This is a genomic window from Luteolibacter sp. (assembly GCF_039920825.1).
Classification (GTDB): Bacteria; Verrucomicrobiota; Verrucomicrobiia; order Verrucomicrobiales; family Akkermansiaceae; genus Luteolibacter.
Genome location: NZ_JBDSCX010000016.1, coordinates 31,906 through 55,191 on the forward strand (window position 1 = coordinate 31,906; position 23,286 = coordinate 55,191).

A 23,286-nucleotide genomic window follows, 5' to 3' on the forward strand; every position below is an offset into this window, starting at 1 on the left:
GGTGCGGCGATCTCCGAATCGCCGGAGCCCATGGAAAGTCAATGAACCGCGGCAAGCCGCTTTTCATGGGCTGCTCATGGGCTGGGGCGATTCGGAGATCGCCCTTCCTTGGGAAGAGCGAGCGCTTTGATCACCGCATCCAACGCCGGCTTCGGCTGCAATTTCCGGTCGAAAAGCAGCGGATGGTTCGTCCGGGATTTGACAGGGTAGTCGTTCAGCCACGAGCGGCCGTCGTGGGTGCCCCAGAAGCCGATCATCGTGACGGCAGGGTGACGGACGAGTTCGCTAACAATTTCGCCATAACGTTTGGCGAGCTTTTCCTGCATCTCGGACGGCAGGGTCTCGGGGTAGGGATTGGCGCCTTTTTCCGACTGGCTCATGTCGGCACCGCTGCTGTCGCGGGGGAGCGGATCGATGTCCATCTCGGTGATCATGACTTTCACTCCGGCGGCTGATAGAGCCTCAACGCCTTTGCCAATCATGCCGGCGGGCGGCCAGTCGAGAAGCCAGTGACCCTGGATGCCGACGGCGTCGATTTTCACGCCTTTTTCCCGCAGGGAATGGATGAGCTTAAGAGTGCGGTCGAGTTTACCGGGCTGCTCGATGTTGTAGTCATTATAATAGAGCGCGGCTTGGGGATCGGCGGCTTGGGCGAACTGGAAGGCTTTTTCAATGTAGTCCGGGCCGATGGCGCGGAGGGCGGGCGTGTCCTTGAGATACTCGCCGTCCTTGTCGCTGATGGCTTCGTTGACGACGTCCCACGCCTTGATCCGGCCCTTGTAGTGGCCGACGACGGTGTCGATGTAAGTCTTGAGATTTTCGAGGGCCTTTTCGCGCGGCAGCGGTTTGCCATCGGGGCTTTCGAAGAGCCATTTGCGGGTGATGAAATGCCAGACCAGCATGTGGCCGATGACGGGCATCTTGTTCTTTTCGGCAAAGCCGACGACGCGGTCGGCGGTGTCGAAGGTGAACTTGCCGTGGTCGTCGACGAGTTTTTCCGGCATCATTTCATACTCCGGGGTGATGCAGTTGAATTGCTGCGTGATGAGATTTGTTAGTTCCGGATCGTCCAGATCGCGGGTGGCGATGGCGCAGCCGATAAGCAATTTCCCGCCGGCAGCTTCACGCAGGGTTTCCGCCTGGACGGGCAGGACGAGGAACAGCAGCGGGAAAAGCAGGCGAAGGTGGAGCATGGAATGAGGCTACGGGTGGCGGCGGGTGGGCTTTTCGAGATCGAGGAATGATCGTGGAAAATCGATGTCCTTGCGCGGAGTCGGCATCCGAAGATCATGAGGACGAACATGACTTTGCGCTCTCCTATTGCTATTGTCAGCATCCTCAATCGGGTCTTCAGCCTTTTTGGAGCAGTCAACCCCTCTCTATTCAAACCTCGCCCGGTACGAGACATCGCAGGATTTTTCCGCATCTTTGCCACCACCCTATTTGAAGGCTTCATCCTCTCCTTTTTCCTCATCATGATCTCCTTCTGCGCGCTGATTTACCTCCAAACGTGCGATCGCAAGCGGATCTTTGCGGTTGCCGATCCCGGCTGACGAGACGACGGGTAATCCGAAGCTCGGTCGCTTCGGCAAAATATTCTACCGAATCCCGCCTTGCCATCCCGGCAAAAACCGTGCATAGCCCGCCCCCCTTCCCGCGGAGGCCGTCCTTTATCCATTTGTTCCCATGTCCTTGAAAATTCGCAATCTCGCCATTATCGCCCACGTTGACCATGGGAAAACCACCCTCGTTGACCAGCTTCTCCAAGCCGGCGGCACCTACCGTGACAACCAGGCGACCACCGAGCGCGCCATGGATTCCATGGACTTGGAGCGGGAAAAAGGCATCACCATCAAGGCGAAAAACACCTCGATTCTCTGGGAAGGCTACACCATCAACATCGTCGACACCCCGGGCCACGCCGACTTCGGCGCCGAAGTGGAACGCGTGATGAAAATGGTCGATGGCGTGCTCCTCGTCGTCGACGCATCCGGCGGCCCGCAAGCGCAAACCCGCTTCGTGCTCCGCAAGGCGATGCAGGAAGGCCTCAAGCCGATCGTCGTCGTCAACAAGATCGACCGCCCGCTGGCCACACCCGACAAAGTTCACGACCAAGTCCTCGAACTCCTTCTCGACCTCGATGCCGATGAAGACCAGTTCAACGCTCCTTTCTGCTACGGCTCCGCCCGCGACGGCTATTTCATGGACCACTGGGACGACGAGCGGAAGGACTGCATTCCCCTTCTCAAGAAAATCATCGAGCACATCCCCGCGCCGAAGGCCGATCCGGACGCTCCTTTCCTCATGCTCGTTTCCAATATCGAGTGGGATGAATACGTCGGCCGCGTCGCTGTCGGCAAGGTTCTCGGCGGCAACGTCAAGAAGGGCGACACCGTCTATCTGATGCGCCAGGACGGCACCAAGGTGCAGTCGAAGGTCTTGAAAACCTTCACCTACTCGGGCCTCGCCACGACCGACTCCGATGGTTGCGGCGCAGGCGGCATCGTCGGCATCGCCGCCGGTATTGAAAACGTCGATATCGGCGAAACCATCGCCGGCAGCCCCGATCAGGAGCCGCTTCCATTCGTCGCCATCGACCCGCCAACCGTTTCGATGCAGTTCTCCATCAACGACGGCCCGCTCGCCGGCAAGGAAGGCAAGCACGTAACCACCCGCGCCATCCGCGAGCGTTTGATGCGCGAGTTGAAGACCAACATCTCGATCACCGTCGAGGACACCGACATTTCAGGCGTCTTCAACGTCTCCGCCCGTGGCTCCATGCAAATCGCCGTTCTCGTCGAGCAAATGCGCCGCGAAGGATTCGAAGTCCTCGTTTCCCGTCCGGTCGTGATCTATCGCCGCGACGACGCGGGCAAGCTCCTCGAACCATTTGAAACCCTCTACGTCGAAGCTCCCGGTGACTACACCCAAGGCATCCTGAAAATCCTCATGAACCGCAAGGGCCTCATGGAGCACATGGACACCGAGGCATCCGGCCGAGTCTTCATCCAGGCGACCATCCCGACCCGTGGTCTGATCGGTTTCGAAACCGAACTCGTCAACCTGACTTCCGGCCACGGCATCATGTCCCACTTGTTCAAGGAATACGCCCTCCACGCCGGCGACATCCAGAACCGCACCACCGGAACGCTCGTTTCCATGGACGCCGGCACCGCCACCCCGTTCTCCCTGCAAACGCTCGAAGACCGCGGCATTCTCTTCGTCGCTCCCGGCGATGCGGTTTACGGCGGCATGCTCGTCGGTGAAAACCCGCGCGTCGGCGATCTTCCCGTCAACCCGGTGAAGGAAAAGCACCTCGACAACATGCGTTCCTCCGGCAAGGACAAGACCTCGAAGCTCACCCCAGCCCTACGGTTCTCGCTCGAGCGCGCCATCGAATACATCGATGCCGACGAACTCGTCGAAGCCACCCCGCAGAACATCCGTCTCCGCAAGCGCATCCTCGACGCCAACGCCCGCAAGCGCGCCTCCAAAGGCCCGAGCGTCGAAGACCGCAGCGGTCGCTAACACCGGGAGCGCGGAATTCATTCCGCCCGTCTCATTTCAAAAAAGCCTCTCGTGAAAACGAGGGGCTTTTTTGCTTTATCACCGGATTGCCATCGGAGCTGAAAGCAACCCACCAATCAACGTTAGTAGATTGTGACGAGCAATCCCTGCCAAGCACGTGTCCTTTATCCCACAAAAACAGGATCACTGGACATCCCAACGCCAGCCAGAACATCTCAACGATCTCCCTTCCCGCTGCCTATATCCGCCCATGAATATCGGTGCCAGCACCACTCCGGCTCCCGCCCGAATTGGACAACGTTGGCGATTTCATCAGCTTTTTCATTTCCGACTTTGTTTTTCTTCCAGAGCAAGAGCAAAAACGGATTGCTAAAACATCCATTATAGATATTTTAGCACTCATGTTGAGCTTGGATAGGCAACGCTTGGAAACAGCCTTGGGACTTTTGGGCGAGCTGCTGGCTGCCGGAAAGAAAGACGCCTTCCATCTGGTGGTCTGCGGTGGATCGGCCTTGATCGCCCAGGGAGTGGTCTCTCGCGCCACCCAAGACGTTGACGTGTTGGCTCAACGAAACTGGGATCATGAGATCCAGCGAGTCCATCCTTTACCTCCGGTTCTCGCGGAAGCGGTGCGGCAGGTTGCAGACGAACTGGATCTGCCCGAAAATTGGCTGAACAGCGCGGCCTCGTTTCATTTTCCCGATTTCCATGCCCTGCCCGAGTCCTTTTGGACTGATCTGGAAACCCGGGACTACGGCAGATGGTTGCAGGTCGCCTTCGTGGGAAGATCGGGCCAGATTCTGCTGAAACTCTACGCGTCCCTGAACCGAACGGAATCGAGGGATTTTGAGGATTTGAAAGCGCTCGCGCCGGATGCCCGGGAAACCGAAGATGCGCTGCGCTGGGTGCTCCGTGAGATTCCCGGCCTGACCCATCGCGAACGGCTTCCCGAACTTGTCACCTACCTCGGCCATGCAGGACTTGATGAACGATTCCAGAAGTAAACTGCTCGATCAGTTGCTCGGATTTCTCTGGCGTCAGTGGACTTCACTGGGCGTGCCGGGAAACCGTGTGTCCGCGGGAGGATGCCTCATCGACCCGGAAGCGTTGGTGCTGATCACTACCGAGCTAGGGCGTTACGACGCACGCCTGCTGGATTCGTCGCTCGACTGGCTCCATGCCAACGGCCGATGGGTGAACCTGCAACGACTGAAAACCCTGCACGGACAATGGCCGAGCGCGGACCCGAGGGTGCTGGGCTCTTTCGCCACCGTGTTGGCGGAGCAGTCCACCCTTCGAAAATGGGAAACACTGAAAGAAAAATGGCCGCAATTCGCCGACGATGATGAAGAGCTTCTATCAATCTCCCGCGACGGGACCGCCGTGCCAATCCTTGGCGATCCGGATCCCCGTTTCCGGCGATTCGGTCTGTTGCGTTCGCAATGGGAACCGAGGGGGAATTGCCGCTTCCCGCCACCGGATCGGGTTGAAAACCTATTGTTCATGCTCCGCTCGCTTTTCGGCGTGAACGCGCGCGCCGAAATCATGGCCTGGCTGCTGACCCATGATAGCGGGCATCCTGCCGAGATCTCCCGGGCGATCGGGTATTTTTCCAAATCGATCCAAACGACGTTGAACGAGATGGAGGAGTCAGGTCACATCCGCTCGGCACGGGATGGCCGTGAAAAGCGTTTCTGGCTACAGCGCGGCGACTGGGACTTTCTGATGCCATGGAGAGAACCCTTGGTGCTTCCGTGCTGGGTGAACTGGCCGCCGGTTTTTTACTACTCAAAGCGAATGCTCGATCTGCTGAAGGAGCCCGTGGGCCCATCCGCTTCGGAAAATCTGAGGGCTATTCAACAAAGAGGCTTTCTGGATGAAATCCTCCCGCGTCTCGGCCTGTCTGGTTTTCTTACCGCAATGAGCGCCCATCGTGGAATGAAGGGGAGCGAACTCACTCAGGCGATTCTGAGGGATGTCGAAAAACTCGGCATTCTGCTGGATGGCGACTTCGCGGAGGAGTGAACGGCCTCATGAAAAGGAAAAGCCGATAGGCGTCCACTCTGCTCAGAAGACGTTAACGATCTCCCTTAACAGCGTTGATCCATTTTTCAAGAACCTCCAACGCCACAGCATCCGGCACATTCCTCGTGACCGGCGGCATCCGTTCGGCGATGCCGGTGGCGGCCATGCGGGTGTGCATGATGGATTTTGAAATGTCGCCGGGGGCCACGATTTTCGCGCCTTCGAGGCCGAGGGTGTTGCGAACCTCGCCGCCGACGATGCCTTGGGCGGAGAGCGGGATTTCATAGCGGGCGTCCCATCCGGCTCCGGTGCCGCCGGGGCGGTGGCAGTGGGCGCAGTTGCCGTCCAGATAGGAGCGGACACGGTTCTCTAACGAATCGGCGGAATTGTCGATCGCGCAGGTTTTCGGATAGGATGAGATCAGTTTCTCATCCAACGGCGGGTCGAACATTTTCAGGCGGTTCCAAGCGTGGAGCTGGTTGTCGGAATTTCCTGCGGGATAGGTGAAATCGCCGTTGAGCTGGCGCGTCTTGGGGCCTAACACGAATCCGGCGTTAGGCGTGTGGCACATGAAACAAAGGCCGCTCGACGGATACATCCAGGTCTGCTCGCGGGTGCCGGTTTTCAACACCTCTTCCTGTCCGGCGGGATCGACGAGATCGGCATCTGAGCTGTCGGCGCGCCAGCGGTAGTTCGCGCCGTAACCAAAGCTGCCGGTGGCATCCAAGACCAGCAGGCGCGTTTCCAGACGGCGGTTGGTTCCGCCGGTTGGCATTTCAAAATGCTGGATGAAAACCGTGCCACCCGGCCACTTGAATTCACCGGTTGGGGAAAAGCCGATCTTTTTTCCATCAGGCAGCGCGACCCAGCGCCGGATCGTCGCGCCGTCCGCCCAGATCGTGCTGTTGAGTCCGTAGCCGACGATGCCGACGCGTGGTGTTAAGTTCCGGTCGGTGAAAATTCCGGTGGCCGAGAGCGTCGTTGGAAGAGGTTCCTCCGCAGTGGCGGGGAGTTTGAGTCCAGCGAGCAGTTGCGCCTTCTCCGTGGGCTTCGTCGCCTGATTTCCCCCCTGCCCTTCCCCGGTCCAGCGCACCCGCCAAAGCGAGCCGTCCTTGCTGGCGGAGTTTGCTTCATCAGAGCCGCCGGGAATGCCGGCGCGCTCGATATACCACAGCGACCCATCCGGCGCGGTCTTCACGTCGATGGGCCGGTTGATGCCGGTCGCAAAATCAAGCCGCGTGTCCGGCTTGGTGGGATCGATGAACTTGATCCAACCGCCGTAGTCGCTGAAGAAATATTTCCCCATGTAGCTGGCAGGAAACGCATCCGCACCACGGCTAAACGGTTGATAGAAATCGCCGCCGCACAGGGCGACGCCCTTGCCGCTGCCGTGGTCGTAGGCATATTCCGGCGCGCGGTATCCCTGCGGGGTTGGGTTGTTCTTCGGCGGGCCGTCGATGTCCGGCCAGCCGTAGTTCACCGCTTCCGGCGGCTTTCCGGTTTCGTAGCGTTCGATCTGCTCGTAGTTCGCGCCGACCATATTCAGATAGAGCAGGCCGGTGGCCGGTTGCACGGCGATCGCGAATGGATTGCGCAAGCCGAGCGCGACGATCGCCCGGTTGTTGCCTTTATATTCTTGATAGAATGGATTGTCACTCGGGACCGATCCGTCTTTGTTAAAGCGCAGCAATTTCCCCAGCAGGTTGCCGCCATCCTGCGCGTTGGGTCCCTTGGCGTTCTCGCCGGTGCTGACGTAGAGCTTGCCGTCCTTGCCGAAGGCGAGCCCGCCGCCGTTGTGCCAACCGATTTTCGAAAGGTTGTCGATTTCGACGATCACCTGTTCGCTGCCCGGATCCACCACATCGCCTTTCAAGGTGAAGCGGCTGACACGGTTGTTGCTGGACTCGTGACCTGCGTCCTTCGGGTCACGGTTGTGGGTGTGATAGACGTAGATCCAGCCATTGCGGGCGAAGTCGGGATCGAAACAAACGCTGATCAAACCGCGTTCGTTCCAACTGTCCACCCGGTCGGTGAGATCGAGCGCCGGTTTTTCCAACAACTTGCCGCCGGAGACCACGCGCAGCAGGCCCTGTTTCTCGCACAGGAAAAGCCGTCCGTCCGGGGCGAATCTCATGGTGACGGGATTGAGTCCGGAAGCCACCTTGGTCTCCGCGAAACCGGGCGGCAAACTGGCGGCGTGGGCGAAACCCAGCGGAAGTAGCGCGGCTAACGCGGACAGATAATACGAACGAAGGGTCATGCGGATGGATCGGGTTTTGGTGGGCCAAAGGAATTCGGACCACTCGCGAAGATGCTTACAACTCATTTAGAGTAGTCACGAGAAAACCACTCGATCGGGTAGCCGGCCGCACTGGAAACCGGAACTCGACCCGCCCGTTTCACTTCGATAGTTTTCCAGAATGCCGATGCCTGATTCATCCTCATCGCCGGGCCCACAGTTCAGTCCGTGGCGCGAGAAATCATGGCGGGTCATTTTCCTATCAGACACTCCGGCCGGCCGCGCGTTCGACGTGGTCCTGTTGGTTCTGATTTCCGCGAGCGTGCTGGTCGTGATGATGGAAAGCGTCGAACCGCTTCGGCTAGAGCACGCACAGGCATTCCAAATTTCAGAATGGATCTTCACCCTGCTTTTCACGATCGAGTATATCGTCCGTGTCCTCGTGGTCCGGCAGAAGCGGCGCTATGTGCTGAGCTTCTTCGGAATCGTCGATCTGCTTTCGCTGCTGCCCACCTACCTGTCCCTTTTCCTCGTCGGATCACATTACCTGATGATCATCCGCGTGCTGCGTTTGCTGCGGATGTTTCGGGTTTTGAAAATGGCGCGGCATTTCGGCCAGGCCAACGTGCTGCTTAACGCGCTGCGCGCCAGCAGCCCGAAGATCGCCGTGTTCCTCTTCGCCATCCTCACGCTGGTTTCGATCGAGGGCACCGTGATGTATCTCATCGAGGGCGCGCACAATCCCGGTTTCAGCTCGATCCCGCAATCGATCTACTGGGGCATCGTCACCATCACCACCGTCGGCTACGGAGATGTCGCACCGCTAACAGTCATCGGGAAAATTCTCGCTTCGTTCATCATGCTCACCGGATTTTCCATCATCGCCGTGCCCACCGGCATCGTCAGCGCGGAACTCGGCAAGGAACTCAGCCAGGTGCGGATGGACCGCCGTCGTTGCGGGGAATGCGGATGGACCGGCCACGACCCCGCCGCGAAATTCTGCAAACACTGCGGTCACCAACTCGGCGACTGAACAAGTCGCCTCAAAGCTCCCGCGCCTTAATCGCGGAAAATCCCGCCCGGTTCTTCTGCGTGCGGGTGGTGTAGCGGCGCACGCCGATCATACCTTCGGAAAAGCTTCCGTCCTCAGCCTCGATTTTTGGTGTTGTCATGTCATCAACGAAAATTTTGATCGATTTCCCCTTCGCTTCGATACGAATGACATGCGGCTTGGAGGGATCAATCTCCATGGGTGACGTCTTGAGTTCCGTCCATCCCTGATCGGACTTGCCGAGCGATACCTGCTTTTTCTCCGCACTGATCCCCGCGTAGTAGCCGCGGTAGGCGTCCGCTCCGATGGTGGCGTCCGAGACCCGGAAAATCACTCCGCTGTCGCCCGCATCGTCGAGCATGATCTTGGCCTGATAGACGAGATCCTTGAAGTCGGTCGCCGGAACAATCGCTTTCGATCCGGCATTGCCGCCTTCTCCGGTATTCAGGTGAAAAACGCCGTCACGCACGAACCAGCCGCCGCCGTAGGTGATCCAGTTCTGATAGTGACCGTCCGAGAAGTCATCCGCGAATGATTTCGGCGCAGGCGCGGGCTTGCCGATGACCGGAAAACTAGTGACGCGCAGCATCCCCGCACCGAATGGAACCAGAGTGATTTCCTCCTCCGGCGCATCCGACGCGACCGGGCTGAACGGAGGATCGTAGGCGACGCGGCCGTCGTTCGCGATCGTCCAGCCGGGGATCTTTTTCGCCCGCGCAACAAGAGTCACCGGCGTTTCCGAACGGGTGAACGGGTGATCTCCCACCTTGCCGATCTTCACCTTGATGCTCGCGGCCGGGTTTTCCGGGTTGAGGACGAGACCATAGTTCCATGGGCCGGTCGGCTGGATTTCATAGGATTCGAAACCCGGCTTCGCGGCTTCCTCAAAGGTCTTTTGCTCGCCGGGAACGCCATAGGAAAACACCAGCGGACCCCGACTGATAGAAATGCTGTTGCTGATTCCAGGATGTGTCTTCAACGGCATGGGCAGCATCACCTTCACCTCGTCGCCCGATTTCCAGGTGCGGCTGATTTTGGCGAATTCTCCTGCTTTCGCGGCAGGCACCTTGCCACCATTGACTGTGATTTCCGGCGCTTCACACCAGCCCGGAATGCGCAGGGAAAGCGGGAACGCGACTTCCTTTTCCATAGTCACCTTCAAGCGGATCGTTTCGCCGAACGGATAGTCGGTGGTCTCATTGATGGTCACGCCATTCGCGGTGACGGTGCTCGGACCGTATGCCAGCACCGCAAGACCGTCGCCGGGAGCGGCGGCCCACATGTTCTGCACAAACTTCGGAAAACCCTGGTGTAAATTATAACAGCAGCAGGGAAAGCCGGACAAATGTGAGGGTGTGGTGCCGTTGCCGTAGTCCTGGTTGAAACCCTTTCCGCCGCGAACGGCGGCGACATTGTTAGGAACGCAATAGTAAACGTGCTGATGGATGTCTTCCGAAAGCGATCCCGGAAGCGCATTGAAAGCCATTCGCTCGAGGCTGTCGCCGATTTTCCCCTCGCCGAGAATCCGCAGCACGGTGGCGTCGCTTAGCATGCGTTCAACGATCGAACACAGCTCGATGCCCTCGGTGGTGGATGAGCCGGACAACTGCTCCGTGCCCGCGTTGATGCCCACGGCGAGACCGTGATCGCGGTCCAGATTTGTCACACCGGCGGCGTAGGCGTTTCTATCAGCATCCGAATTCGAACGCTGTGAATAAACTGCCGGCATCTTGAGCGCTTGCGGGATGTTCACGTTATGCTTCGGCTGGAAATCCGCACCGAATTCCAGAAACCGGTTGTTCGTGAAAATATCAGTCCATGGATAGGCCTGCTTCGCCAGCTTGTCGGCGAGCGTGAGGAGGAACGAATCGCCGGTCCTATTATAAAGCCAGAAGACCGTGTCGATTTCATCGCCGGCTCGGGATTTTCCCCAATCCTTGAGCGGGCGGCCATCGATGGCGCCGTTCATGTGCTGATAGTATTTCGTGAGAAACGGGATCACCCGCGCGTCGCCGGTGGCTTCTTGGAAATCGCGCAGTAGATAATTCGTCACCATCCGCGGCCACCAGTCGTCGTTGGACTTGGGTCCGTAGAATCCATCCTCGCGCTGGCTTGATAGAATCGCATCGGTCCAGGTTCGGGCGCGTTTTTGCAACTCCACGTCATCCAGCGCCCACGCGAGCGGGACAAGGCCTTTGACATAATACGGCCCCTTTTCCCAATCCTCGCCCTTGCCACCGAGCCACGCGCTGTCGGATTTCACCGCGTCCAACAGCTCGGGCGCGTGGCCGGTGAGCCCGTCGCGCTGGAGTTCCAGCTCGTGCCGCAGCCAGCCAGTCGGTTTCACACTGCCCAACGGAAGAGCGGTGAATTTCGCTTCACGGAGTGGTTGGCGGTTAGAGAAGACTGCGGTTGAAGCCTCGCCGGCAACCAGGGTGGCAACCAGGGTGGCAAGCAGGCAGGAAGTTGTGAGAAGCCAAGCGGCGGATTTGCTCATACAGGGAGAAGAATTTTCGATTATGCGAAAATTAGGGAGTGGAATCGTCATTTCCACCCTTTTGGGGGGATCAATCGCCCAGGCCCGCCGAGCGCATGATGGCTTCCTGCTCCATCGGCGCGTCGGGATAGCCGGATTCGATGCACTCTGTGAAGTAGGACTTGAGGAATGCCGCGACCGATCCGCAGCGTTCATACTGTCCGGTGTGGACACATTCGTGGGCAATGAGATGCCGGTCATTCCAATATCGCGACCGGATATAGATGCCATAGCGAAGTGACAATCCGACCGTCTGACAGGAGACCGAAGGAATCATGGCCGACAGCCATTTCATGAAAACCCCGTTAAGCATCGGGATCCGATCCACCTTCACTAGCCGGATTTTTTCCGGATGCGCGACTCCCATGCGGGATGCGTCCATCAACCCATCCGGAGACAATGGGACGCCATTTTTCAAAATCCTCCGCTCCTCCCGCACCACCCATTTCACGGCGAGAGGAAGCAACACGAGGAGCAATTTCAACAGCAGCTTCATCTGAATTTCGACTTCAGGACTGTGGCACCGCGAAGAGTCTCGTCCACCCCAAGCGGAGAAACCTTCTTGACAGCTACCTTGCAATGCAAGATACATCCCGGCGATGGCAGATCCGAAACCAGAACCCGGATTTTCGAAGGAATTGTTCGAAAACTGGACAGTGCAGATGCGCAAGGGCGTGCTGGACCTCTGCATCCTCCAGGCACTGGCCGCCTCCGAGTGGTATGGCTACGCGCTGGTGAAAGCCCTGGTGGCGGTGCCGGGCGTGGGCGTGGCGGAAGGATCGATTTACCCGCTGCTCTCCCGGTTGAAACGGCAGGGACTGGTGACGACGCGGCTGGAGGAATCCTCGGAAGGCCCCGCCCGGAAATACTACTCGGCCACGCCGGAGGGAAAGGCTCTGGCGCAGGAAATGGAGCTCTACTTCGCCGACATGTTGCGGGGAGTCACAGGATTGCAGGCGGCCACTAAAGAAATTTCATCATGAAAAAATGGACGACACAGGCGGAACAGCGGTTGGTCGAATACCTTCAGGAGCGGGCCGTCCGAGAAGGCTTCGAAGGCGAGGAGGCCGCGGAGCTGAAGGATGATTTGCGGCGACACGTCCACGAGGAAGCCGAGCAAACGACAGGCGACTCGGTCGGCCTGATGCACTTGGAAAACATCCTCGGCAAACTCGACGCGGGATACCAGCCGATGCCACCCGCCGGACCGCCGCCGCAAATGAAAGGCGGATTTCTGCGTTGGACCTGCGGTGTCGTGCTCCCCGTCGCCGTTCTGCTGCTCGAACTTTTCACCTCCTTCTGCGGCGCGGTATTTTTCTCACCCATCCCGACCTGGTGGCATGCGGTGCTGGTCGCCACAGTCCCGCTGGTGAACGCCTGGCTGCTTTGCGGTGGCCGTGGTACCGGAGAAAAAACGCGGGGAGCGGCGGCGGGATTCGCCCTGGTGACCGCGGTTTTCTACGCGGTGTTGTTTTTACCACTGCTTCCGCTGTCTCTCATCGCGCTGATTGCCTACGGACTCGGGCTACTGTCGCTGACACCGATTCTAGCAGCCTTTGTGTCATGGAGAATTGGCGGAAGCGCGCGGAGGGAATCCTTGCAGCCCGCCCGTTTCAAAACCGGCTGGCGGCTTGGAGCATTGGCCGCAGTCGCCGTGCTTGTCATTCTGGAAGCGCCGGCCGTCTGGACGCGCGTCAATCTATCAGAAGCGACCGGGGATAGCGCGGGAGCGGCTCCAGCCATCGAACGGCTGAGAACATTCAGTTCCGAAAAGACGTTGTTGCGGGCCTGTTATGAAGGCAACCGCGGGATGGCGATGGGCACCGATATTTCCGGCTGGGTCTTCAAGGGATGCGACTTGTTTCTGGTTTTCTTCTGCGTCGATCAACCTGAAGCCATCAGCTCCGAAAGAGCCCGCGACGTCTTTTTCCGCGTGACCGGCAAGCCCTTCAACTCGCTCGAGCCGCCTTCGAGTGTGCGCGGAAATTCCATCGTCGGACGGGGTGACTCCTTCGAGGATTTTGAAATCGACGAACATCGCGGCGGCGACGAAGTAGCGGTTAGGCTCAAGAAGCTCGATCTCGCGGAGTCGCGTTTTGACGGGCATGTCGATGGCGTTTCACGGATCGGCTACGGCGAGTGGACGATGGTTTTCCGGAATGGATCCGGTGCGCAAAAGGAGGCCCGCTGCCAGGTGAAACTACCACGCGACGGCCGCGTTTCCCGCCTGACCTTGTGGGTGAACGGCGAGCCGCGCGAGGCGGCTTTCAGCACAGTTTCCAAGGTCAAGGCCGCCTATAAATCGGTGGCCATCGTGCAGAGGCGAGATCCGGTGATGGTGAACATGGTCGGGCCGGATACGGTGATGGTGCAGTGTTTTCCGGTACCCGCGCACGGCGAGATGAAGATCCGTTTTGGCGTGACCGCGCCACTGGACGGCACGCGTTGGGAACTGCCGCACATCGTGGAGCGGAATTTCGGAACACTGTCCGGCCTCGAACACGCGATCTGGATGCAGGGCGATCCCGCTTTCCAACTGACAAATACGGAGAAGTCCGTTTCATCCACCGCCGACGGCGAAGGGCAATCTCTATCAGCCACGCTCGGGGAAAGCGGCCTGATGAACCCCGGCGTCGCACTGAACATTTCCGCTCTGCCCGCCGAACCGCCGGTGGTATGGTGCGAGGACAAGTTCGCCAAAGCGGAGGAACGTTTCCTGATCCGCGAGACCGCGACGATCACCCGCCCGGCGGCCGGAAAGACGGTGATTGTGATCGACGGCTCGCTTTCCATGGCAGTAACGAAGGATTGGCTGGTCAAGGCGATCGGCAGCCAAAAACCCGATCAAATCCAACTGATCCTTGCCGACGATCACGCGAGACTCATCACCTTGAATGAGGTGAAATCCTATCGCTTCACCGGCGGCAGGAACAACGAGCCGGCGTTGCGCGAAGGCATCCGCATGGCGAGGGAAAACAGCGGTCCGGTCGTCTGGATCCACGGCCCTCAAGCGGTGGGACTTGCCCAAACGGAAGCGCTGATCCAGCTGTTGGAACGCGGAACCGTGAAACCGGACATCCACGATATCGAAGCCGTGGCCGGACCGAACCGGCTCGCGGAGGCCATCTATCAAACCGGCTGCCTGCACCGCGGGCCGTCGCTGGTGAGCCCCGGGCAGGATTTCTCCCGTTTTCTCAACGGGCTCCAAACCGAGCGTCAGGAAATCTCATGGAACTGGAAACGCGCGGCGACTTCCGAAAATCTGGCAGGCGTAAAAGTCTGGGACCAACTCGCCCGCTCGTGGGCGGCAACAACGGCGGAAGACGCCAAGTCCGGCCTAACCGACACCGCGCGCTCCGAACTGGCGGCCCGCTATCAGATGATCACTCCGTTTTCCGGTGCGGTGGTTCTGGAAACCCAACGGCAATACGCCGAGAACGGCTTAACTCCGGGCGACCCCAGCGCGTCCCCAGGCATTCCTAACGTCCCGGAGCCATCCACAGGATTGCTGGTGATTCTAACCACCGCCGCCGCGCTGATGCGGAGAAGGAGGACGGAGTGAAAGACACAACTGTTAGCGATATTCGCTGGAAGGTGGCGCTTTGGATTTCATGGATCATCACCATTGCCGTCTTCGCGTTCGGCGCAGCGGTGCAGGTCGATTTCGTGGATCCCTCGGTGCCGTTCTCCAAGGCGTGGAACAGCATGACTTGGGCCCACGTGTTTGGATCATTTCAACAGCGGGAATATGCGCTGATTTTCGTCGTTTCGGCAGCTTGCGTCATCCTTCTCACGTTCCTGCGGTCTTGGAAAATCCGCCTCGGCGTCCTGGCCACCGGATTTCTAACTCCGATGGTGGCGATCACCCCCATGATGGCCTGGGCGATGTTCCTCATGCCGTGGATGGTTCTCAGCGCCCTGATAGGAAACATGGACGGAGAGTTTTACGAAGAGGGAATGCTGATGTTCGCCGCTTGCGGGTTGTGGATGCTGCTGTGCCTGGTTTTCGCGGTGAGGGAAGCGTGGGGAATGTGGCGCGCGTCGAAGAACCTTGATCACTGAATGAAAACGCGGATGAATCCCTGATTGGGGTGAGGGGTGCTGTCACACTTTGGACTGCGGTGGGAATCGCCGCTTTGAGGGAGAGCTCCGACATTGTTTGATGTTCGATCCTTCGCGGAAACGGGGGGAATGCGGGAGTTTTTTCTTGGCTTGGGGGGCTGCGTCAAAACCGGCCTGCCCCTCAAAGCGGTGATTCGCTATCGCTTTCACCGCAGTCCAAAGTTTCCGCCTGCGGCGGGGTGGGGGCGCAAAAAAACCGCGCCGGATCTCTCCGGGGCGGCCTTTTGAAATTTCGTTAGAAGAGAACTCAGGCGAGCGCCTGGAGTTTCGCTTTGAGCTGGTCTTTGGTGATGCTGGCACCGACGATCTGGTCCTTCACCTCACCGTTCTTGAAGAATAGGAGCAGCGGGATGGAGCGGACGTTGTATTTCACGGCGAGCTCGCGGGCATCGTCCACGTTGACCTTGCCGACCTTGGCAACACCTTCGAGATCGGTAGCGACTTGATCGATGACGGGGCCGATCATTTTGCACGGGCCGCACCATTCCGCCCAGAAGTCCACGAGGACGGGCTGGTCGGAGTCGATTACTTCGGATTGGAAATTTGCGTCGGTAAGTGTCAAAGCCATGCGCGGACTTTGTACCAGATTGCCGAAACGTCAAGAGCCGCCCTGCATTCGCGGGGCGGCTCTTGTTTTGAAATCAGCGGATGGATCCTTATCCGATCAATGAAGGCCGCAGGCCGTCATCGCGAAATACAGCGCCGCAGCGGCGAAGAGGATGTTGAAAATAGGAACGATCATAAGTTTGGAAATTCAGGGTTTCAGTTCATCAACTGCGACCAGTCACCGGGATTCGGGCTGTCCGGTGCGCTAATCCACGTGTTGGCGGTCATCAGTTGGAAAGCCAGCACGATGAGCGCGGCGGCGAATCCAACGATGGAGAGGATGTTGACCAAGCCTTCTTTGCCGTCGTCATCATCGTCATCGTCCGCTTGGAGCGTCGCCATTTGCGAAGGTGAGGAGAAGGAAGTGCCGAGCGGTTGGGTCGGAGTCTGAAGCTGGACCGTGGCTTTCGGCAGGGCGATGGTCGGCGGAGCACCGGCACCCGGAGGTCTGCCGGGAGATGTCGGCGCACCGGAAGTCGCAAGGCGGATCGTCGGAGCAGGTCCCATGGCAGGCGGTGCGCCTGCGGTACGGAGAGGAATGGTAGGTGCCGGAGCGGGCGGACGTGGAGGACCACCGGCGGCGGTCGGTGTCGGAGGAGCCGTCGGTACGGGCGGCCGCACAGGAGGAGCCATTGGCACGGTGGCCGAAGGGACTGCGGGTGGTGCATCGGCCGCCTTCAAGGTGACACGAACGGTTTCCTTCTTGAGAGGCACACTCGAGGTTTGCTTGCTCAGTGGCACGCTCGATGTCTGCTTGGACGGGGATGGTTGGTTTTCGTTTTCGCTCATGCGCTCGCAGGGTTTTATATCCTTAGGAGAACGAGTAAGGCAACTTGCCCCCCCGCTGTCAAACCCCCAAACCGGGATTTCTTGAAAAATGAAACGACCGCGATTTTCAGGGACATCCCAGTGACCGGAAGCGGATTCCAGAGGGACGAAACTCCGGGGACGGGCGAAATTTTTAATGCTCTTTCCGCCGCTCCATGATTCCTATTCGTGCAGCAACCATGTCAGCCGAAAAGACCGCCATCACCCCCACCCGCGCTCAGGATTTCCCCGAGTGGTACCAGCAAGTCATCAAAGCCGCCGATCTCGCCGAGAACTCGGAAACGCGCGGCTGCATGGTGATCAAGCCTTGGGGCTATGGCATTTGGGAGCTGATCCAGCAGCAGCTCGACCGTCGCTTCAAGGCGACCGGCCACCAGAACGCCTATTTCCCGCTGCTCATTCCCCTCTCCTATTTGGAAAAGGAAGCCGAGCACGCCGAGGGCTTCGCCACCGAATGCGCCGTGGTCACGCACCACCGCCTCGAAGCCGTGAAGGATCCCGTCACCGGGAAAACCAAGATGATCCCCGCCGGCGAACTCGCCGAGCCCTATGTCATCCGCCCGACTTCGGAAACCATCATCGGCGCCGCCTTCGCCCGTTGGATCGAGTCCTATCGCGATCTTCCCCTGCTGATCAACCAGTGGGCCAACGTCATGCGCTGGGAAATGCGCCCGCGCCTTTTCCTGCGCACCGCCGAGTTCCTCTGGCAGGAAGGCCACACTGCCCACGAGACCATGGAAGAGGCCATCGTCGAAACGAAACTGATCCACGGCCAATATGAGGAATTCCTCCGCGACCACCTCGCCATCCCGGTCGTCCCCGGTAAAAAAACCGAGAACGAGCGTTTCCCCGGCGCGGACATGACCTTCACCGTTGAAGCGATGGTGCAGGACAAAAAAGCCATCCAGGCCGGAACCTCGCACTACCTTGGTCAGAATTTCTCAAAAGCGCAGAACATTTCCTTCACCGGTCGCGATGGCACCGTCCAACACGCCCACACCACGTCATGGGGTGTTTCCACCCGGCTGATCGGCACGCTGATCATGGCGCACTCGGATGACGACGGCCTCGTCCTGCCGCCGCGCGTCGCCACCCAACAGATCGTCATCCTGCCCATCACGCCGAAGGAAGACACGAAAAAGCCCGTGCTCGACGCCTGCCAGGCGCTCGCCGAAACCCTGCGCCACCAGCTCTATCAGGGCGAGTCGCTCCGCGTCCACGTCGACACCCGCGATCTATCAGGCGGCGTGAAGAAGTGGGATTGGATCAAGAAAGGCGTGCCCATCCGCATCGAAATCGGCCCGCGCGACATCGAGACCCGCAAGGTTTGCGTCCAGCGACGCGACCAACCTGTTAGCGCCAAGGAGTTTGCCGACAAGGAGGAATTTATCCAACAGGCCAAGGACATCCTCGGCGAAATCCACGACTCCCTGCTCGCCCGCGCCACCGAGTTCCGCGATGCGAACATCGCGCCCTGCTCCAACCTCGAAGCCTTCCACGCCCACTGGGCCACTGAAAATCCCGGCTGGCTCTACACCCCGTGGGCAGGCACTTCCGAGCAGGAGGAAACGCTCTCCAAGCAGCATAAAATCACCATCCGCTGCCTCCCCATCCCCGAAGCCAGTTTGCCGGCCGAGCTGGATGCGGTGGGCCACGAATGCATCCTCACCGGCAACATCACCCCCGTCCGCGCGATCTGGGGACGGAGTTACTGATCGAGGTTGAGAGTTGGCGAAATCAAATATCGCGGCAGTCCACACGGACCGCGAAATTCATCTCGCCCGTTTTCATCCAGCGCCAGCGTCGATGAAAACTCTCCGCCTGCAGACCCATCAGCTACTTTTCACACCGGCTACTTCGCAGGAGCCGGTGCTTTGATTTCAAACGGCGTACCGTAGACCTCGAACACGAGCGGCGGGGTCAGCGTGAGATTACCCTCTAGCAGGAATTTCCGCTGCATCGTATCGACCCGGGTGGTGTCCTGATGTCCCTGCTCGGCTTTCATGGCAACCTTGCGTGCGTCAAGAAACGCGTTGAGGTAGGCGGTTTCGTCGCCACCTTGAGACGGAGCTTTGGCTTTCTTGATAGCTGCGTCCCGGATGCCTCCGAAACTGTTAGCATCATCCCCTTCGCCGTGCATGACGATCGCATCGTAGTAAGCGAACTGGCCAAGCTCACGAAGCCCGTCCGCGATCGCCTGATCGACTGCGGGTGTGAAATAGACACGGTCGCATTCGTGATCCTGGGCTTTGCGAAACTTCGGATCCTTCGCCGCTTGTTTCCATGCCCCCGCGAACTCTTTTCCCAGTCCTTCGCGTGAAGCGGATCCGTCCACTTTCCTGAGGGCCGGCAGATAGCGGACCAAGCCATTGTCAGAAGCGATCCGCCGATAGTATTCCACCAGCTGCAGCATGTCGTGGGTGCGCGACGTGAAACCGATAATGCCCGCCGTATAGCCGCGGTTCTCCTTCGGGTTCCCTTCCACGTTGTATTCGATGTAGCCATACTGCGCCTTCCAGTTGAGCGACGAGTTCTCGGCGGCGGAGACAAGCTGCCTGGCAATCTCCTTTTTGACCGGGTCACGCAGACTCGCAGGGCGGATTCCCGCCGCCACATTCGGATCGTCTTGAGCGCTCACGAACGCCAGTCTACCCACCACGAGCAGGATCGATAGATTCCGGGTCAAACCGAAAACAGGCCACATCGAACCGGCGGAATCCTGACGGAGAAATTTCATGCGGCAGGATGACATGTCGAAACTCACGAGGAAAGACGCGACTTCACGATTCCAGCGGTTCTTGAAAAGAGGCGTGGCTGGCAGGATCGCTAATGGCCGAATACAAGTGACTTGCCAGCATCCGCCGGGGCGGCTATTTCCTCCCCGCCTTCCGGCATCCCAAGCCCCCGTAGTTCAATGGATAGAACAAGGGTTTCCTAAACTCTAGATTCAAGTTCGATTCTTGACGGGGGCATTTTCCACGACGCGGGCAAAAAAACGCCCGCCTCCCTTGCGGGAAACGGGCGTGGTGAATTTTCCAGTTCCGAAGCTTAGTTCGAGGAGGAAATCAGGCTCGCCTGGCTGGCGCCCTTCTTGATCTTGGACTGCTTGATCCAGCTCATCGTGGAACGGAGCTTTTCACCGACCTTTTCGATCTGGTGGTTGGCGCCTTCCTTGCGGAGCTTGTTGAAGACCTTGTAGCCGCCTTCGTATTCGGCGATCCACTCCTTGGCGAACTTGCCGCTTTCGATTTCCTTAAGCTGCTTGACCATGCGCTTCTTGACGGAGGCATCGATGATCTTCGGTCCGACGGAAACGTCGCCCCACTCGGCGGTTTCGGAGATCGAGAAACGCATTCCGGCGATGCCTTGCTCGTTCATCAGGTCGACGATGAGCTTAAGTTCGTGGAGACACTCGAAGTAGGCCATTTCCGGTTGGAATCCGGCTTCAACGAGGGTTTCGAAACCAGCCTTCACAAGGGCGGTTGCGCCGCCGCAGAGGACGACTTGCTCACCGAAGAGGTCGGTCACGGTTTCTTCACGGAAGTTGGTTTCAAACACGCCGGCACGGGCGCAGCCGACACCACCGGCCCAGGCGAGCGCGGTTTGCTTGGCCTTGCCGGAGACGTCCTGATAGACTGCGATGAGGCCGGGAACGCCTTTGCCCGCGACGAATTGCGAACGCACGGTGTGGCCCGGGCCTTTCGGAGCGACGAGGATCACGTCCATATCCTTCGGTGGAACGATGGTCTTGAAGTGAACGGCGAAGCCGTGGGAGAAGAGGAGGGTCTTGTCCTTGGTCAGGTAAGGAGCGATGTCCTTCTTGTAAACGGCGGGAATGACGGTGTCCGGAGTGGCGACGAAGATCACGTCGGCAGCCTTGACGGCCTCGGCGGTGTCCATGACCTCGAAGCCGAGTTTCTTGGCAACTTCGCGGGACTTCGACTTCGGATAGAGGCCGATGATGACCTTGAGGCCACTGTCCTTGAGGTTCAGCGCGTGGGCGTGGCCTTGCGAGCCGAAGCCGATCACGGCGAGGGTTTTCTTCTTGAGAGGAGCGATCGGGGCGTCCTTGGTGGTATAGATCTTCGCGGCCATGGCTGCTCGGTAGGTTGGTTCGATTAGGGCACACCGCTGCCATCGGGGCATGCGGCGGGGCGGCAAGTTGGAGGGCTGGCGGGGGCGGGTCAAGCAACAACAGGGAAAATGCCGGGAGCCGGACGATTCATTTTTCCCGGACTAAAAACGAAAATGGCGGACCGCCGGAGCGATCCGCCATTCGTGTCATGAACAGGATGTCCCAGGGAAGATCAGGCGCGGCGGCGGCGGAGCAGGGTGAGGAAACCGAGCGAGCCGAGAAGGACCGCGGCGGGCTCCGGGATGACGACCACTTGCAGGCTGCCGGCTTGGAAATAGGCGCTCTTGCCGCCGCCGAGGTCATAGGCATTCGCGGCCCCGAAGTTCGCAACGTTCGCGAAACTGAAGTTCGCGGCCCCGTCGATGAGCGTGTAAGTGCCCTCTGCGACGGTCGCATCGAGGCCGGCAAGGTTGGTGATTCCGAAATTGTCGAAATTAATGACATTCCCGGATCCGTTGACGGTGAAAATGCTTAACGGGTTGAAAAGGAAGTTCGCCCCCGAGTCGAAGTGCAGGCTTCCGGCGATACTGCCGTCGCCACCCAGGGTGCCGCCATTTTGCACAGTGACGGTGCCGGCTCCCGTTTGAAAGCCATCGATGATCAGCCGGCCCGCGCCAACCGTGGTGGTGCCGGTGTAGCTGTTAGCGCCACCGAGTATCTGAGTGCCGTCACCGATTTTCGAAAGACTGACAGCACCGCTGATGATGCCGGAATTGGCGTTGGTTCCGACGCTGTAGGTGTAGCTGGTGCTGGTGCTGCAATTGATGGTGAGCGTCGATGCGGTGGCCGAGGTGACGACGTTGGTGGAGGCGGTGGCGTTAGTTCCCGCCGTCGATTGCAGGCCTCCGATTTGCTGGTTCCTGCCGTTCAGATCCAGCGTGCCGAGGTTGGTGCTCGCCGTCTGGCCGAGAGAAACCACGGTGCCGGTTGGCAGGCGGTCGTTGCCGGTGGTGAGCCGGAGAATGCCGTTGTTGATCGCGGTACTTCCGGTGTAAGTGCTGACACCACCGAGGGCGAGCGTTCCGCCGCCTTGTTTGGCCCATGCGCCTGTCGTGCCCGTCTTGTCGGCGATAATGCCATTGTAGGTCAGGACCCCGGCACCCGGAGTGCTTATCGAACTGCCTGCCGCCGCCCCGACTTGGATACCACGGTTGGCATTCAACGTATAAGTTGCGCCGCTAAGCGTGGCAAATCTGCCGCCATCGATGACGATGCTGTTGCCGGTGACCGCACCGGGAGCGGTTCCGAGGCTGCCATCGGCCGTGAAGCGAACTTCTCCAGCGGTAATGGTGGTGGTGCCGATATAAGTATTGGAGGAATTCGTGATGTCGAACCGCCCCGTACCGCCCGCCGTGGCGGCGAAGCTGAGGCCGACTCCGCCCGTGTTGGAAATAATACCGCCAAGCGCGACATTGCCGCCGTTACCCAGCGTGAGCGTGCGGGTCGCACCACCAAGCGACATGTTGTTGCTGAAGGTCAGGTTGCCGGTGTCGCTGGCCAAGGAGAGATTTGCCGCCAACTCGCCAAACTGAACGTTACCCCCAACAACAATGCCGCCGGTGTACTTCCCGGTAAGGTCGCGGGTAGCGCTGCCTGCCACCGTGCCACCGTTGAGAGTGAGCGCGCCACCGGCACCCATCGCATTCACTCCGCGCAGGATGACGGTTCCCGCGTTGAGGGTGAAGCCACCCGTGAAGCTTCCTCCCGCACTGGCGTACGCTCCGTTGCCATTCTTGATGAAACCGGTGCCTGCGGCGGTGGAAATGGATAGCGAACCGAGATCAAGAATCTTGCCGGTGAACACATCGACCGTTGCAACGGTGCCTCCGGTGGCGAGTGTCCCGCTTGGCGAGTTAAGGATGAAGTTCTCCTCCGCTCGAATCCCTGCAACCGTAATGCCGCCCGCACCGGTGCCGGTGCCGTTGACTGTGGCAAAAACGGCGGTGTTGCCAGTGGTGAAGGTACCCGTAAATGGTCCTGAATTGGTTCCTGCCCATTTGGCTGCGGTTAAAGCGTTGGTTGCGGTGCCGTCGAAGTATTGATCGGCCGCCCTTGAACCGGTTGCAAAAGCTACGGCGAAAGTGATGGCGAAGCTGAGAATCCTTTTTGAGGACAAGAGTTTTGGTTTCATGGCTCGTGCGGCTTTCATGGAAATTGCTGGCAAGTAGGTATGGCCCACCACAGTGCCCCGGCAGGTAATCCCGGTGACAGTTTCG

At 59.2% G+C, this 23,286-nt stretch carries 18 protein-coding genes and 1 tRNA gene; 10 read left to right on the top strand and 9 right to left on the bottom strand.

Annotation, left to right across the window (positions count from 1 at the left end; translation table 11 throughout):
* Positions 1 to 74: 74 nt before the first annotated feature.
* Positions 75 to 1,193, bottom strand: a complete 1,119-nt coding sequence (locus tag ABIQ96_RS03885) for an endo-1,4-beta-xylanase (protein WP_348213238.1) — start codon at positions 1,191 to 1,193, stop codon at positions 75 to 77.
* A gap of 108 nt (positions 1,194 to 1,301) precedes the next feature.
* Between ABIQ96_RS03885 and ABIQ96_RS03890 the strand changes: the two genes are divergently transcribed.
* The 4 genes from ABIQ96_RS03890 (at position 1,302) to ABIQ96_RS03905 (ending at position 5,553) form a co-directional block, all read left to right on the top strand.
* On the top strand, positions 1,302 to 1,553 hold the full coding sequence (locus ABIQ96_RS03890; RefSeq protein ID WP_348213239.1) for a hypothetical protein: 252 nt from the start codon (positions 1,302 to 1,304) through the stop codon (positions 1,551 to 1,553).
* Positions 1,554 to 1,686: 133 nt separating this feature from the next.
* On the top strand, positions 1,687 to 3,528 hold the full coding sequence (typA, locus tag ABIQ96_RS03895; protein ID WP_348213240.1) for a translational GTPase TypA: 1,842 nt from the start codon (positions 1,687 to 1,689) through the stop codon (positions 3,526 to 3,528).
* Positions 3,529 to 3,818: 290 nt separating this feature from the next.
* Entirely contained in the window at positions 3,819 to 4,532 is a 714-nt protein-coding gene (locus ABIQ96_RS03900; RefSeq protein WP_348213241.1) for a DUF6036 family nucleotidyltransferase, read from the top strand.
* Complete coding sequence (locus ABIQ96_RS03905) at positions 4,513 to 5,553, top strand: hypothetical protein (protein ID WP_348213242.1); 1,041 nt, start codon at positions 4,513 to 4,515, stop codon at positions 5,551 to 5,553. Before ABIQ96_RS03900 ends, ABIQ96_RS03905 begins: the two co-directional genes overlap by 20 nt.
* 52 nt (positions 5,554 to 5,605) lie before the next feature.
* On the opposite strand, the gene ABIQ96_RS03910 is transcribed toward ABIQ96_RS03905, so the two are convergent.
* On the bottom strand, positions 5,606 to 7,813 hold the full coding sequence (locus tag ABIQ96_RS03910) for a PQQ-dependent sugar dehydrogenase (protein ID WP_348213243.1): 2,208 nt from the start codon (positions 7,811 to 7,813) through the stop codon (positions 5,606 to 5,608).
* 166 nt (positions 7,814 to 7,979) lie between these two features.
* Here ABIQ96_RS03910 and ABIQ96_RS03915 point away from each other — a divergent pair, with 166 nt between their 5' ends.
* A complete protein-coding gene (locus ABIQ96_RS03915; protein ID WP_348213244.1) occupies positions 7,980 to 8,825 on the top strand; it encodes an ion transporter in 846 nt (281 codons plus the stop codon).
* Positions 8,826 to 8,835: 10 nt separating this feature from the next.
* On the opposite strand, the gene ABIQ96_RS03920 is transcribed toward ABIQ96_RS03915, so the two are convergent.
* Together ABIQ96_RS03920 and ABIQ96_RS03925 are read right to left on the bottom strand one after the other, a co-directional pair.
* Complete coding sequence (locus ABIQ96_RS03920; protein ID WP_348213245.1) at positions 8,836 to 11,340, bottom strand: beta-L-arabinofuranosidase domain-containing protein; 2,505 nt, start codon at positions 11,338 to 11,340, stop codon at positions 8,836 to 8,838.
* A 70-nt stretch (positions 11,341 to 11,410) separates the two neighbouring features.
* A complete protein-coding gene (locus tag ABIQ96_RS03925) occupies positions 11,411 to 11,875 on the bottom strand; it encodes a hypothetical protein (RefSeq protein ID WP_348213246.1) in 465 nt (154 codons plus the stop codon).
* A 103-nt stretch (positions 11,876 to 11,978) separates the two neighbouring features.
* Here ABIQ96_RS03925 and ABIQ96_RS03930 point away from each other — a divergent pair, with 103 nt between their 5' ends.
* From ABIQ96_RS03930 to ABIQ96_RS03940, 3 genes are read left to right on the top strand one after another with little or no spacing between them, the layout of a single operon-like run.
* Entirely contained in the window at positions 11,979 to 12,362 is a 384-nt protein-coding gene (locus ABIQ96_RS03930) for a PadR family transcriptional regulator (protein WP_348213247.1), read from the top strand.
* A complete protein-coding gene (locus ABIQ96_RS03935; protein WP_348213248.1) occupies positions 12,359 to 14,941 on the top strand; it encodes a PEP-CTERM sorting domain-containing protein in 2,583 nt (860 codons plus the stop codon). The genes ABIQ96_RS03930 and ABIQ96_RS03935 overlap by 4 nt, the downstream gene beginning before the upstream one ends.
* Positions 14,938 to 15,441 (top strand): hypothetical protein, encoded by a 504-nt coding sequence (locus tag ABIQ96_RS03940; RefSeq protein ID WP_348213249.1) that lies wholly within the window; start codon positions 14,938 to 14,940, stop codon positions 15,439 to 15,441. The genes ABIQ96_RS03935 and ABIQ96_RS03940 overlap by 4 nt, the downstream gene beginning before the upstream one ends.
* Positions 15,442 to 15,748: 307 nt before the next feature.
* On the opposite strand, the gene trxA is transcribed toward ABIQ96_RS03940, so the two are convergent.
* Complete coding sequence (trxA, locus tag ABIQ96_RS03945) at positions 15,749 to 16,069, bottom strand: thioredoxin (protein ID WP_348213250.1); 321 nt, start codon at positions 16,067 to 16,069, stop codon at positions 15,749 to 15,751.
* A gap of 194 nt (positions 16,070 to 16,263) precedes the next feature.
* Positions 16,264 to 16,896 carry a hypothetical protein gene (locus ABIQ96_RS03950; RefSeq protein WP_348213251.1) on the bottom strand — a complete coding sequence of 211 codons (633 nt, stop codon included), beginning with the start codon at positions 16,894 to 16,896 and terminating at the stop codon, positions 16,264 to 16,266.
* 218 nt (positions 16,897 to 17,114) lie between these two features.
* Here ABIQ96_RS03950 and proS point away from each other — a divergent pair, with 218 nt between their 5' ends.
* The gene (proS, locus tag ABIQ96_RS03955; protein WP_348213252.1) at positions 17,115 to 18,650 is read left to right on the top strand and encodes a proline--tRNA ligase; all 1,536 of its coding nucleotides are present in this window, start codon (positions 17,115 to 17,117) and stop codon (positions 18,648 to 18,650) included.
* A 137-nt stretch (positions 18,651 to 18,787) separates the two neighbouring features.
* Here the strand turns inward: proS and ABIQ96_RS03960 are convergent, their stop codons facing one another.
* Positions 18,788 to 19,672, bottom strand: coding sequence for a chitosanase (locus tag ABIQ96_RS03960; protein WP_348213253.1), 885 nt, complete (start codon positions 19,670 to 19,672; stop codon positions 18,788 to 18,790).
* A 163-nt stretch (positions 19,673 to 19,835) separates the two neighbouring features.
* Here ABIQ96_RS03960 and ABIQ96_RS03965 point away from each other — a divergent pair.
* A tRNA-Arg gene (locus ABIQ96_RS03965) sits at positions 19,836 to 19,907 on the top strand.
* Between the two features lie 76 nt (positions 19,908 to 19,983).
* Here ABIQ96_RS03965 and ilvC read toward each other — a convergent pair.
* Together ilvC and ABIQ96_RS03975 are read right to left on the bottom strand one after the other, a co-directional pair.
* Complete coding sequence (gene ilvC / locus ABIQ96_RS03970) at positions 19,984 to 21,030, bottom strand: ketol-acid reductoisomerase (RefSeq protein ID WP_348213254.1); 1,047 nt, start codon at positions 21,028 to 21,030, stop codon at positions 19,984 to 19,986.
* Positions 21,031 to 21,242: 212 nt separating this feature from the next.
* Complete coding sequence (locus ABIQ96_RS03975; RefSeq protein ID WP_348213255.1) at positions 21,243 to 23,201, bottom strand: autotransporter-associated beta strand repeat-containing protein; 1,959 nt, start codon at positions 23,199 to 23,201, stop codon at positions 21,243 to 21,245.
* Positions 23,202 to 23,286: the final 85 nt, after the last annotated feature.